This window comes from Photorhabdus aegyptia, from assembly GCF_000612035.1.
GTDB classification, from domain to species: domain Bacteria; phylum Pseudomonadota; class Gammaproteobacteria; order Enterobacterales; family Enterobacteriaceae; genus Photorhabdus; species Photorhabdus akhurstii.
Genome location: NZ_JFGV01000042.1, coordinates 33,726 through 45,344 on the forward strand (window position 1 = coordinate 33,726; position 11,619 = coordinate 45,344).

Genomic DNA, 11,619 nt, shown 5'->3' on the forward strand with positions numbered 1-11,619 from the left:
TAAAAACGGAGGTGACGTCAATCTTTCCTTGTTGATTAATTTGAAATAACAGAATTTATTTCAACAAACGCCCACATATTGACCACCAGAAAGCAGGGGGGAAAGATAGAGATAACGTTCGTTTTCACAACTCAACACTATGTAATAAAAGGATTTAAAAATAAAAATGTCCACACCGTGACCACATCGATATACAAAAAAACCCTTCACATACCGAGGGGCTTTTTTATAACTCAGTTTATTGTCAGACAAAAAATGCTCCCAGTTATCTGGCTGGAATATTTTTTAAATTCACCTCAAAGTCTTTTACTTAAAAAAGCCCGGTTATTCTTCTGGAAGTGTGCAATATTCTGAGAATTTTTATATTTTCTATATCCTCATCGTAACGATAAAGCATGATGAAAGGAAAATGAGGGACAACGAGTTTTCTATAACGCTCATCTGGACTGTTACGAGCCTTTATGCCTATGCCTGCATATGGGGTAACTTTCAGAAGTTCAGCCATTTCCGAAAATTTCGTATCAATTTTATCAGCCAATAACAGCCCAGCCTGTTCAAAGAAGTAGAGATAAATTTTCTCCCGGTCAGTTTTTCCCATGAAATACGTATCACTTTATCCCCTACTTAGCTTATTACGCAGCAGAACCATCCGGTGATAACTTTCAGAATCATCAATAAAATGAGCCAAGTCGTTTTCACATCGGTCAATTGCTTTCTCAATTTCCGCTTCTAACCAGTGAGCATGGGTATTTTTTGATACTCACGTTCTTCATTCGCCAACTCTTCGGCTTTTTGTCTCATTAACTTTGTTAAATCTGTCTGATGGCGTTTGGCAGCTAGCATGGCTAAACGCTTAGTTTCTTCATCAATACGAAAACGAATCGTCTCCATTCATCCTCCTTAGTTCACTATTGCCTCAATAGCATGTTGTCACAACAGCAAAATAACCTATAACAACAATATTGTTTTCAGAGAAAACAATCAGGTTATTAACAAATTACTGGTTTTTTATCCGGTATTTTGCCAATAATTTGCCACCTGAAAGGGGATCGGACTGACATATGGACAATTACTGTCAGAGTTAACTCTCACATCACATTCGAATTTAAAAATGGTGATGCTTACATTTCATTAAATCCTCTTAAGGGTGGATAGAAGTAGAATAAAGCTAGAGGGTGTAGCGAGCGTCCACACTCAAAAACTTTCGTATACTTTCCAACCCTTCTGTACTTTTTTATGTTATTGTTTTACAAAGAAATGTGTTGTAAGTGACTGAAAAAAAGCCCTAAAAAGGACCTGAAAGACAGGGATGGTGTTTGTTTTTCAAACATAATACATTGTAATAAAAGGATTTATTTAAGTAAGTGTCCACACCTTGACCACATCGACATAAGCCCCGATTTTTTTCGGGGCTTCAGGACATTGGTAATGCAGCCTCATTTGCTGCACACTTGATGTATTAACTATTAATACATCGGTGAGATATGAGAAAAATTACTACTGTTAGTATGGGCGAACAGCTTGACGGGTTCGTACAGCGCATGATTGAAAGTGGCCGTTATGGAAATGCCAGTGAAGTTATGCGTTCAGCGCTGCGTTTGCTGGAGCAACAAGAAGCTTACGATGAGATTGTACGCAAGGCGGTTATTGCTGGCTTGGAAAGTGGGGAAAGCTCGCTGACCCTACGGGATATAGCGGAACAACGGAAACGCAGACATAATGTATAAGCTCACGGATCAGGCTGCTGAAGATTTTGCTGGGATTTATGATTATACAGGTGAAGCTCAGGCTGACCATTATACGGAGGCACTGGAAGCATTTTTTGACACGCTAGCTGAGATGCCACATATAGGGAGGGAATACCCATCTGTCCCAAGTGTAATGCGGGTTGAGTTTCACCGCCACACGGTTTTCTATACTATCCGGGATACCGATATTCTGATTGCGCGTATCCTTCATCAACAGATGAATCACCCCCGTCATCTTCTTTGAGCGGGCGGGTGCTACGTTGTGCTGTGCATCAAGCCAGCGTAGCTGTCTCGTCCTGCGAGCTGCCATTGCTAATCGCAATGCTTTGTTGTTTTTATTTCTGGAGAACAAACATTTTATTGCAGGAGAAGTGAAAATAACGCCCTGGCGGGGGATTAGACCGGGTTAATGAGGAAAATGGAGACATTATGATTCATAACGAAAGAAGCAACCCCTTTATTTTCAACGAGGTTTGTCAGCAGTTTGAAACCCCTCATATATGTCTGAGGGGTTATAAGCCCTTTGCGGGAGAAATTTTTAACAAAGCCCTCACGGGGAATAATCATACTCTAGTCGATAAAATCCAAGAGTCAACTTTCAGATTTACCGATAAGATTTGATGCGCCAATGATTTTAGTTATTGCACGTTGTATCTTTTCAATATCTTCACACGTCAAATATTGCTGAAATCGTTCATAGTCAAAATAACGTGCTCAAGCACAAAAAATATTCGTTTTTAGTAACTAATATTCATGTCACTTCACCTTGCCAAAAAATTTATACACAAGCCATCTTTGCATAAATCAACCAGATTAAATAAAATATACAGCAATTAAATCTTTAATTATCATAAATATTCATGCCTACAAGTTACCCCCTAAAAGGGGCTCGGACTAGCATATGGTCAATTACTGTCAGAGCTAACTAGCGCATCACATTCGAATTTAAAAATGGTGATGCTTACATTTTAAACCTGGAGGATTATCACTAATGAGACAGGCTATTGTTTCTCATCCGGGCGTTATGGTATCCAACATGCTGGAGGATTTGGGGGTTGGCGTTCGCCAGTTTGCTAAAAACATCGGCGTAACTCCAGCGACGGTTTCCCGCTTTCTTTCGGGCAAAACAGCGTTAACCCCGGCGCTCGCCATCCAACTGTCTGCTGCGCTGGGGAGTAATCCGGCATTTTGGATGCGCTTACAGACGAACTACGACTTACGCTAACTGGAAGATGAAATCGACACGTCAGGTATCGTTCTATACGGCAACAATGACGAAACGCCGCAGGTCACTTCAAGGCATTAAGCAATAGTAAAAAGCCAACAAAAGTGGGGGCCTGTGTAGCCCGCATTTGTTGGCGGTTATCACAGCTACCCGGTCACTGCCCCATACTGTAGGCTTTTTCATTTATCAAGGCCGAACAGGAAAGTATCCTCGATAAGTCACTATTGCAGTATCTGTTATCGCTGGGGTGGTTGAGTAGACCCCAACAACCCCAAACAGCAATAAAAACAAGTTTTGTCACTGTCCGGCGTTATCTATTTTATTGAAGTTCCCGCTCAAGCAGCTGAACTATGAACTGGTTCTTTGAGACTGCGTGTGATATTGTCGCCGCAGTCAAGCGAGCTTCCAGCCAGCCAGGATAACGAAGCGTAAAAGATTTTAGCTTGCCCTCTTCCTTGAATGGGTTAATTCCCTCTTCCTCGCACGTTTCTATATATTCAGCCAGTGAGATTTGTCCCTCTTTTTCAAGCCCGTCAATACTGTTTGATACGAAATCACAATATCCGGTGACATCCAGAAACTTGCCGCGAAAGGCCCTAATTTCTGCTTCGTAGATAACAGAAGCGGGATGGCCGTCGATAGTCATAATGTTGTTGCTTTTAATCATGTTCGACCCCTATTACATTTTCGAACCACTCACGAAGGCCATTGACTGCGCCTTTATCCATTACGTTACCAGGATGAGGTTGATGAGTCTGATAGACTGAGCCCATGAGGATAAACTTCCGGCGTGATCCGTTGCCGTTCTTGATCTTCCCCCCCAGTTTGTTAATCAGGCTGACTACATCATCCCATTTTATGCCGGATTTCGGCGGGGTGGTCAGCACATCCGCAAGGGTCTTGCGGTGCTTTGAGCTCAGCTCTTTAACCTTAATCATCCTTCATCCCATTGACGTCATTTGATGATATCATTCTATTTTGGTCCCATTATGATGTCAAACAATGACGTCGTTTTTCGCTTCTTAAAAATGTTAAATATATCGTCAGCTACATGTCTAATAACTGACGGTTAACTTTATGATTAACAAACGTTTAAAAGCCGCTCGTTTACGTGCAAATATCACGCAAGAAAAACTCGGAATTGCGGCTGGCATAGATGAAAAGTCAGCACGAGCGAGAGTGTCACAGTATGAAAATGGAACTCATCAGCCAACCTTTGAAACAATGTGCGCGTTTTCCAAGGTGTTAAATGTCCCTGAATGCTATTTTTATATTGTAGATGATGATTTTTCTGATGTTGTTTTGGCTATTCATCAGATTTTAGTGAACCACAGAGACGTCCCTGAAAATTGAATATAGTTTGAGACGATCATGACATAAGCCTTCTTCCCATCGTTCCTAAGCTCCTCCCAAGAAAAAGATTTTTACATAAAAAAAGCGCACCACGATGAATAATGGAACGCTTTTTTTAATTATTTACTCATCGGCACCTATTCGATCAGAATACCAGCACGGTCTGCTGTCCACTATCAGGATGCGGCGGAACCGCTTCAATCAATGTCGGCTTGGTGACGAACCGAACAAAGGTTTCATGACTAACAAACGTTGAGCCACAATTAATATTCTGGCACTGGTTGTAACGTTCCTTAGTTTGGGGAGTGTGTTCAAAACTGCTACGAGTGTGTGCGGCGTGGCCGCATAAGGGGCATCTCATCATAACGCGAATACCTCAACAAACAGGTTGCCATCGCTGAAACTGGCACTAAAGCAACTATACCCTATCTGAATCAGAAATTTTCACTTCCAATTGCAAGGATGACGTTAATCCACTGTCATTCAGGGAACAGCTCCGGCCTTCCCTTCGCCAGTCGAATAGAGAATGACGCCACACCGCGCTGAATTTTCTCCCATTCTGCTTTAGCTGCACGTTCGGCATTGGCCTTGTTAGCATAGATGTGCTTCATCACAAAAACGTTACCCTCACTGCCAACCAGATAATGGTCCTGTTTTTTCTTTTCTTGCTGCGGATTAGTCTTACTTCGCTTGCGTTTGACAGTGATGTTCTCTTTTTTCCTTGGATTACGAGTATTAAGCCAACTGGCGGAAACGCCAGTATAAGCGCCCCGGTCAGCCAGTGAAAAACGGTGATCGTCTCCAGATTGCCGGGTAATGATAACCGAAGGCAGGGACTGCCCGCTGGCAGCTTTGTTCTGCCCCTGTCGGATAAAAAGCAAATAGCCACTCTTGATCGTGGCAATGGCACCCTCCTGTTTTGCTAACCGGGTTAGAAAATTGCCGTCGGATTCGTTGGTCTGGTCAATATGACTGAGAGTGATGTTGGCTAGCATTTTGTCCACTTTCGGTGTCAAATCGTTACGCACGGCAATAGTGCGCACAATATCGCTGATCGTTTTCTGGTGATAAGCCACCTCGCGATTGATATTAAGCGTCGCCCGAAAATCTGCACTGCGGGCACGGATGATTATCTTGTCCGGCGCACCACTGTATTCGATTTCATCCACAATAAATTTGCCTTTGTGGATCAGTGGTTCCCCCTGCCAGCCCAGATGCAGAGATAACTCCGTCCCACGACGAGGGAGAGATAACAGACCATCGCTATCATTCAGTTCAATATCCAACTGGTCAGCCTCAAAACCCCGATTGGTCGGTTAGATTCAGGGAAATCAACCGTGACTGAATGCGGGCATTGACATTTTTGTCACCAGCACTGAGAACATATACAGGTGTACTAGTTTTGCCGGTTATCCCATCGAGTTTTAGCATATCAGGTAAAGAAATCATGAAAATAGCCCGCCCAATTTGTGTGTGACACGGGTTTTCAAGTCAGTCATTTGGGTGCGAAGGTCGCCGAACATCTCCCCTAAATTGTCATCCACACGGCGCACCGTGACGGTAAAGTCAATTTTACGGGCGGTACCGTCGGTAAAAAATTCACTTTTGGTCTGGTCGATGCTTGCAATGATAAACATGCCGCCGGTGATTTCAGGATACAGGGCACCGGACAGGGTAATAGTATCGTTATTTGGCCCCATAAACTGGAAAGCAGGACGGGCACCTACCCGATTGTTAAATCCATAGCGCCATGATTGTTGGTGTTGCAGGCTCTGGTATGGCGTGGTTTTCAGCATAAAGACAAATAAGCCGAGTGCGGCCATCATGAATAAAAGTCCTCGCTATCAGAAAATGAGCTACGGGCGCGGGCGCGTTGTTGCTCGCGGCGATCCAGTTCACGTGCCACCGCCTGCGCAATATCCTGTGCGGATTGTGCAGGGACGGCGTGTATATGAATTTCATAAACAGATCGTCTGTTGTCCTGAATCTGGTTAGCAACTGAAACAACCGATGTCTGATACTGTGAAGCGGGCAAACTGTATGGATGCAACGGAGCATTTTGGGCGCTGACTGGCGAGACTGCCCCTACAGATAGGGCCGCGATTGTCGCCAATGCAGCCGTTTGACGGCGACTGGTGACACGGGCGGGGCCGTTAATGATCTCCGGGCCATATTCCCCCACGATACCAATCTTGCCCGTCGGGATGTAACCACCTTTATCGAACCCACCCGCCAGCATGCCGCCAATCGGACCGGTAGCTTCCTTATAAGCATTCAATGCCGCCTTTTGCTTGGGATCTTGGTTTTCTCCCTGCATAAAGTCGGGAGTCAAGGCGTCTTTAACCATCTTGCCTAGTTCGGAGAATTTCTTTTTCAAGGATTCCCATTTTTCCTCAATGCCTGCCTTAAGATTTTCGACAAATTCACAGCCAATCTTCTTAAATTCGGACGGGATTTTTTTCGTGTCAATGACCAACTCATTCCATTTGACTGATGCCCGGCGCTTGATATTTTCCCATGTGGTAGAAACATAGTTTGAAATGTTGTTCCATAAGTTCTTGAACCACGGGCCAAGTTTGTCCCAGTTCTGCCAGATCAGATAAGCTCCCAAGGCAATCAAGCCGATAACCGCTAAAATGGGGTTTGTCCACATAATATGCCCCAGCCACATCACCATTTTCCCAAGATAGGAAAACACTTTACCAAGATGTAGCATTGAACCTGCTCCCTTGATACCCAATACTGACAAGCCAAATTTAACGATTGCCAGTGGTCCCAACAGAGCAACCAATGCCAGCGTAATCGCACCAAAAACCGTCAAAATAATACCCAGCCCGGTACTCACCATCGTTAACGTTTTGGTCAGTTCAGGGTTTGCTTTCATCCATTCGCCCGTCTTGCTGATAATTTTGGTGATACGCTGGGCGATCCCACGCAGGGGACTGTCCACACCGCCAAAGATTTGAATACCGATATCTTCCCATGCCGATGACAGACTTTTCATGTCGCCATCAAGGTTATTAGTCATAGTATCGGCGACTTTTTTGGCCTCACCTTGGGCGTTCTTCAATTCTTTGATGAGTTTCTGTAATTCCCCCGTACCGGCTCTTTCAGCCAATACCGACAGAGTGGAAAAGGCTTCCTCCCCGGCAATAGCTTTAAAAATGCCGGCACGCTGGGCGTTACCCATTTTAGTAGTTTTCTTGTCCAGCTCAGTCAGAACATCCGGCAAAGCGCGGAGATTGCCCTTGGCATCCTTAGTCTGAATATTCAGCTTTGCCAACGCTTTCGCAGCGGCGGCGGGCGGTTCAGCCAGCCGTCCCAAAATAGATCTTAGGGAGGTCCCTGCCATACTGCCCTGAATCCCCGCATCACCGAGTTTTCCTGTCGCAGCGGCAGCGGTTTCAATATCGACGCCTAATCCAGCCGCCACAGGCGCGACGTACTTCATGGTATCGCCCAGCATCATCAGATTGGTGTTCGAACGGGTAAAGGCACCAACCAGTACATCACTGACCCGCCCCATTTCCCCGGACTTTAATTTAAATCCGGTCAGGATATTAGAACCAATGTCGGCGGTGGCCGCCAAATCTGTATCGCCCGCCAATGACATCGCCAATGTGCCAGGCATGGCTGACCGTATCTTATCGGGAGAAAAGCCGGCCATCGCATAGAAACTTTGTCCCTGTGCGACCTGATTCGCCGTAAATGCGGTTGTGGCGCCCAAATGCCGTGCCTGCTCCCGCAGTTTTTTCAGTTCGGGCGAATTCTTGTCCAGCCGGGTTAATGCCTGAACTTTTGACATCCCCACTTCAAAGTCGTAACCCGGCATCATCACCCGCTTGGCACTGTAGAGCGCTCCGACACCCGCCGTAGTCGCAACCACACCCGTTGCGGCCATCTGGTTACTGACGTTCCGCATTTTCTGATAACGGGATCGGGCATTCGCCAGCCGTTGTTCCCCCTGTCTCAGACGTTCAAGCTGCCGCTCCTGTTGCTGGAGTGTGCTAGTTGTACGGTTGATATCTCCATTGAGCCGCCGCTGTGCCTGTCCTAACTGATTGGTTGAGATACCATTGGCGTATAGGGCATCACGCTGGCGTTGCAGGGATTGGCTCAGGGATTGATTTTTCTCCTTAAGCCGGGCAGCAGCATTCTTTGCCTGCTGGAGCTGGTTGATTTGGGCCTGTGTCGGGTTTTGGCTGGCGTTGATTTCACGGGTCAGTGCCGCCACTTGTTCGGTGGCACTACGGTAAGCCTGCCGGGTTTCGGTCTGTTGGCGCTTGGTCTTGCGAAAACCATCAATCCGGCCAGCCTGCTGGTTTAGCTCCCTGAGCTGCTGACGCGACTGGCGAAGGGTTTCAGCCAGCCCTTTTTGGACACCTGCGCACTCTTGAACGGGCGGGTAATTTTATCAACGGCATTCAAGATAACTTGCAGGCGTAAGTTTCGGTCACTCATTATCGGCCCCACTCCGTTTCATGGCCCGGTAACGCCATGCCAACAATTCAGGCAGGCCCATCTCAGTTGTCACAGCAGGCGGCCAATGAAACACGGTGGCAATGTCTGCCACCAGTTCATCAACGGTTATTGATGCTGGAAATCGGACTTCACCGACTTCGGCAACAAAAAATTAACCACCTCAATGCAGAGGTTAATCAGATCGCCGGGCGACATCATCCAGCCCCAAGTCCACCGAGGCAGTGCCATTCATGCCACCGCCTCGATAGGCTTCAAGCTTACGGCTCAGTTTAGGAAGCGTCATTTCTTCCACAACACCGATGTAATTATTGCCATCATTGAATAAATTCAGATATTTGAGTTTACGAGGTAATGCCATGAGTAGCCCCTTAGCTGTTAATGCTGTTGGCGAAATTCATCAGGTACTGGTCAGTGATTTGCTGGCGCAACAGCAGGTTTTCCAATGGCGGGATCGGCGTGTAGTTGTAATCAATGAATAACTTGCCTGCTTTCAGGGTGTCCTTGGTGTTAGCGCTTTTGTCATACCAGCACCGGCCGTCTATCAGGTAACCATTGGCTTTTAGTTCGCGCAGCTTGGCATTGATGCCCTCGATAATATCGCGTACCAGTGAAGGCACCAGCGGCTTGTCAATCGCCCACATATGCGCATCAGCCATCGTGTCAGCCAGTACCTGCGCCGTGCGTGTGTAACTCTCGAATTGAAACGACGGATCACCCGAACAGGTGCGAGAACCCCAAAAACGAAAACCATTCTTGCGGATTAAGGTCGTAACGGCGTTCTGGTTAAGCAGGTTGGCATCGGTGGCAGCATCCTGCAAATCCCAAAAGACATCGGCAGAAATCCCTGTCACACCATTGACACCAACGTTAGACAAGGTTTTGTGCCAGCCGGTTTCCTCGTCAATTTTGGCACGCAGGCCCAGCGCACGAGCCGTTGCGTATGCGATAGACTCGTTATTTTTGACCGTATCCCAACTGAGGAAGTTCGGCCAAATCAACATCAGTTCGCGCTGGTTAAAGTTGCTGCGGTATTTGATAGCGTCGGAAATGGTCTTGCAGCCGTAAGCATTGACATAAGCCATTGCCCTCAGCTTTTGAGCGATGTCGGCAAGGGCTGTTACGACAGGTTGGGTATCATGACCGGGTACCCCAAAAATACGCGGTTTGATGCCGAGCTGACCTTGTGCCGCAAGCAGCGCCTGCATTCCCGTTTTTTGCCCTCGTCGGTAACGCCGCCAATGATATTCGACGTGGTTTCCGCTTCGGTTTCCCCTTGAACCACACGCACAACAACAGTCACAGGTTTGGACTGGTCAGCAATCGCTCGCAGAGCATGGGACAGTGTGCCCGTTTTGCCGGCCTTACTACTGGCAGTCAAAACGTCGGTTAGCAAGACTGGCGTGTTTAAGGGAAAAGTTTTGGTGTCAGCATCATCCACTGTGCAGACTAACCCGACAATAGCGGTGCTGACAGTGGTAATGGTACGCGTGCCCTCGTTGATTTCCTGCACGCGGACGCCATGATGATAATCTTGGGCCATAGCGAAAGACTCCCGTAATGGTGATTTCGCTATGGTGATCTCAGGGACAATAAAATTCAGTTGATTGGGTAAGTATCAGGAATAGCACAAAGTGGAGGGTATAAAAGGAGTATTAGAAATGTTCATCCTTGAGTAATCAAAAGACTCATGCCATGCACGATAAATGAAGCGACAATTCTTGTAACTTTGCACAGGTTTGTATAAAATTTTATACAGCCAGGTAAGGAAGGGAAACTATGACGAAAATCAGGAGCAGTACAGAGAAAGAAATTGCCTGGATTGGCTCTTCTTATGAAGATTTGTTAGCCTTCCCTACAGATGCACGTAAAGACGCAGGCTATCAGCTTCATAGAATACAGCATGGAATAGATCCTGAAGATTGGAAACCCTTTTCTGACATCGGTTCTGGCGTAAAAGAAATACGGCTAAGAGACAGTACAGGTATTTATCGTATTATGTATGTTGCTAAATTCGATGAAGCTATTTATGTATTGCATAGTTTTCAGAAAAAAACTCAACAAACGAATAAACATGATAAGGATATCGCTAAAGTACGATACAACGCAGTTATCCAGCAGCGGAGAAATATCAAATGACCACTAAAATTGACACTGAAATTCGTAGAGTAACTCCAGCCGGACATAATATATTTTCTGAGTTAGGTTTTACTGAGCAAGAGGCTCAGCAACTTCATGCAACCTCTTTACGAGAAATAGACAACACATTGCAAATCAAAGAACAGCTAATGAAAGAAATTACTTTATGGATTGCAGATAAAAAAATGAAACAAACTGAAGTAGCAACGGTGTTGCACATTTCTCGTCCAAGAGTATCTGACGTTGTGAATAAAAAGGTAAATAAATTCACCATTGACGCATTAGTTAATATGTTAACCCGTATAGGAAAACCTGTTCAGATTACGGTAGGCTAAGACCCACATATAAAGGTGTTAGAGCAATTCAAGACAAGAGGCACCTAGAATGGGGGCTTCTTGGCATTTCAAAAGATTCAACCTTTCGGTTCAATACCTCGTTCCCGTAGTTCCTTACGCAAAATCCGCTTGATCCATATAGCTGAAAAGGCTGACCTCATAAACCAGCACCCGCTCCAACCTAAATCGGAACGTTTATCTGCGCAAAAGGAGCGCAGATAGTCCCAATTGTAGTGTTAGCCAAGTAAAACGTGTATAGACACTGCCCAACATGAAGTAAAAAAAGGGAGTGTTAGAAATTCTGTGTCATTCCAGTAATATATCTCAAAAAGGAATGATA

At 45.7% G+C, this 11,619-nt stretch carries 17 protein-coding genes and 3 pseudogenes; 7 read left to right on the forward strand and 13 right to left on the reverse strand.

Annotated elements, in window-relative coordinates:
* Positions 1-310: 310 nt before the first annotated feature.
* Both BA1DRAFT_RS13760 and BA1DRAFT_RS24670 read right to left on the reverse strand, forming a co-directional pair.
* Entirely contained in the window at positions 311-598 is a 288-nt protein-coding gene (locus tag BA1DRAFT_RS13760) for a type II toxin-antitoxin system RelE/ParE family toxin (protein ID WP_036780159.1), read from the reverse strand.
* 131 nt (positions 599-729) lie between these two features.
* Entirely contained in the window at positions 730-891 is a 162-nt protein-coding gene (locus BA1DRAFT_RS24670) for a hypothetical protein (RefSeq protein ID WP_420865145.1), read from the reverse strand.
* 593 nt (positions 892-1,484) lie between these two features.
* Here BA1DRAFT_RS24670 and BA1DRAFT_RS13770 point away from each other — a divergent pair.
* From BA1DRAFT_RS13770 to BA1DRAFT_RS13785, 4 genes and pseudogenes are all read left to right on the forward strand, one after another.
* Complete coding sequence (locus tag BA1DRAFT_RS13770) at positions 1,485-1,727, forward strand: type II toxin-antitoxin system ParD family antitoxin (RefSeq protein ID WP_036780161.1); 243 nt, start codon at positions 1,485-1,487, stop codon at positions 1,725-1,727.
* Entirely contained in the window at positions 1,720-1,992 is a 273-nt protein-coding gene (locus tag BA1DRAFT_RS13775; RefSeq protein ID WP_036780164.1) for a type II toxin-antitoxin system RelE/ParE family toxin, read from the forward strand. Before BA1DRAFT_RS13770 ends, BA1DRAFT_RS13775 begins: the two co-directional genes overlap by 8 nt.
* A 628-nt stretch (positions 1,993-2,620) precedes the next feature.
* Positions 2,621-2,740 (forward strand): annotated as a pseudogene (locus tag BA1DRAFT_RS23790) (type II toxin-antitoxin system RelE/ParE family toxin); the annotation flags it as partial.
* The gene (locus tag BA1DRAFT_RS13785; protein ID WP_051560791.1) at positions 2,740-2,973 is read left to right on the forward strand and encodes a HigA family addiction module antitoxin; all 234 of its coding nucleotides are present in this window, start codon (positions 2,740-2,742) and stop codon (positions 2,971-2,973) included. The pseudogene BA1DRAFT_RS23790 and the gene BA1DRAFT_RS13785, both read left to right, overlap by 1 nt.
* Positions 2,974-3,292: 319 nt before the next feature.
* On the opposite strand, the gene BA1DRAFT_RS13790 is transcribed toward BA1DRAFT_RS13785, so the two are convergent.
* Positions 3,293-3,640 (reverse strand): type II toxin-antitoxin system HicB family antitoxin, encoded by a 348-nt coding sequence (locus BA1DRAFT_RS13790; RefSeq protein ID WP_036780168.1) that lies wholly within the window; start codon positions 3,638-3,640, stop codon positions 3,293-3,295.
* Entirely contained in the window at positions 3,633-3,911 is a 279-nt protein-coding gene (locus BA1DRAFT_RS13795; RefSeq protein ID WP_036780170.1) for a type II toxin-antitoxin system HicA family toxin, read from the reverse strand. The genes BA1DRAFT_RS13790 and BA1DRAFT_RS13795 overlap by 8 nt, the downstream gene beginning before the upstream one ends.
* A gap of 139 nt (positions 3,912-4,050) precedes the next feature.
* Here BA1DRAFT_RS13795 and BA1DRAFT_RS13800 point away from each other — a divergent pair, with 139 nt between their 5' ends.
* Positions 4,051-4,326, forward strand: coding sequence for a helix-turn-helix domain-containing protein (locus BA1DRAFT_RS13800; protein ID WP_036780172.1), 276 nt, complete (start codon positions 4,051-4,053; stop codon positions 4,324-4,326).
* 145 nt (positions 4,327-4,471) lie between these two features.
* On the opposite strand, the gene BA1DRAFT_RS22090 is transcribed toward BA1DRAFT_RS13800, so the two are convergent.
* From BA1DRAFT_RS22090 to BA1DRAFT_RS13830, 9 genes and pseudogenes are all read right to left on the reverse strand, one after another.
* Positions 4,472-4,690, reverse strand: a complete 219-nt coding sequence (locus tag BA1DRAFT_RS22090; RefSeq protein ID WP_023045648.1) for an ogr/Delta-like zinc finger family protein — start codon at positions 4,688-4,690, stop codon at positions 4,472-4,474.
* A gap of 115 nt (positions 4,691-4,805) precedes the next feature.
* Positions 4,806-5,612 carry a contractile injection system protein, VgrG/Pvc8 family gene (locus BA1DRAFT_RS13805; RefSeq protein WP_420865146.1) on the reverse strand — a complete coding sequence of 269 codons (807 nt, stop codon included), beginning with the start codon at positions 5,610-5,612 and terminating at the stop codon, positions 4,806-4,808.
* Between the two features lie 10 nt (positions 5,613-5,622).
* Positions 5,623-5,775, reverse strand: a complete 153-nt coding sequence (locus tag BA1DRAFT_RS24675; RefSeq protein ID WP_420865147.1) for a hypothetical protein — start codon at positions 5,773-5,775, stop codon at positions 5,623-5,625.
* On the reverse strand, positions 5,772-6,152 hold the full coding sequence (locus BA1DRAFT_RS13810; RefSeq protein WP_036780174.1) for a phage tail protein: 381 nt from the start codon (positions 6,150-6,152) through the stop codon (positions 5,772-5,774). Before BA1DRAFT_RS13810 ends, BA1DRAFT_RS24675 begins: the two co-directional genes overlap by 4 nt.
* The gene (locus BA1DRAFT_RS13815) at positions 6,149-8,560 is read right to left on the reverse strand and encodes a phage tail tape measure protein (protein WP_235201109.1); all 2,412 of its coding nucleotides are present in this window, start codon (positions 8,558-8,560) and stop codon (positions 6,149-6,151) included. Before BA1DRAFT_RS13815 ends, BA1DRAFT_RS13810 begins: the two co-directional genes overlap by 4 nt.
* An 89-nt stretch (positions 8,561-8,649) precedes the next feature.
* Positions 8,650-8,787, reverse strand: a complete 138-nt coding sequence (locus BA1DRAFT_RS24110) for a hypothetical protein (protein ID WP_235201110.1) — start codon at positions 8,785-8,787, stop codon at positions 8,650-8,652.
* A complete protein-coding gene (locus BA1DRAFT_RS13820) occupies positions 8,780-8,899 on the reverse strand; it encodes a GpE family phage tail protein (protein WP_051560792.1) in 120 nt (39 codons plus the stop codon). Before BA1DRAFT_RS13820 ends, BA1DRAFT_RS24110 begins: the two co-directional genes overlap by 8 nt.
* A gap of 96 nt (positions 8,900-8,995) precedes the next feature.
* Positions 8,996-9,166 (reverse strand): annotated as a pseudogene (locus BA1DRAFT_RS13825) (phage major tail tube protein); the annotation flags it as partial.
* Positions 9,167-9,176: 10 nt separating this feature from the next.
* A pseudogene (locus BA1DRAFT_RS13830) lies at positions 9,177-10,348 on the reverse strand (phage tail sheath protein).
* A gap of 236 nt (positions 10,349-10,584) precedes the next feature.
* Here BA1DRAFT_RS13830 and BA1DRAFT_RS13835 point away from each other — a divergent pair.
* Complete coding sequence (locus BA1DRAFT_RS13835; protein ID WP_036773167.1) at positions 10,585-10,944, forward strand: type II toxin-antitoxin system RelE/ParE family toxin; 360 nt, start codon at positions 10,585-10,587, stop codon at positions 10,942-10,944.
* A complete protein-coding gene (locus tag BA1DRAFT_RS13840; protein ID WP_036773169.1) occupies positions 10,941-11,279 on the forward strand; it encodes a helix-turn-helix domain-containing protein in 339 nt (112 codons plus the stop codon). The genes BA1DRAFT_RS13835 and BA1DRAFT_RS13840 overlap by 4 nt, the downstream gene beginning before the upstream one ends.
* Positions 11,280-11,619 lie beyond the last annotated feature (340 nt).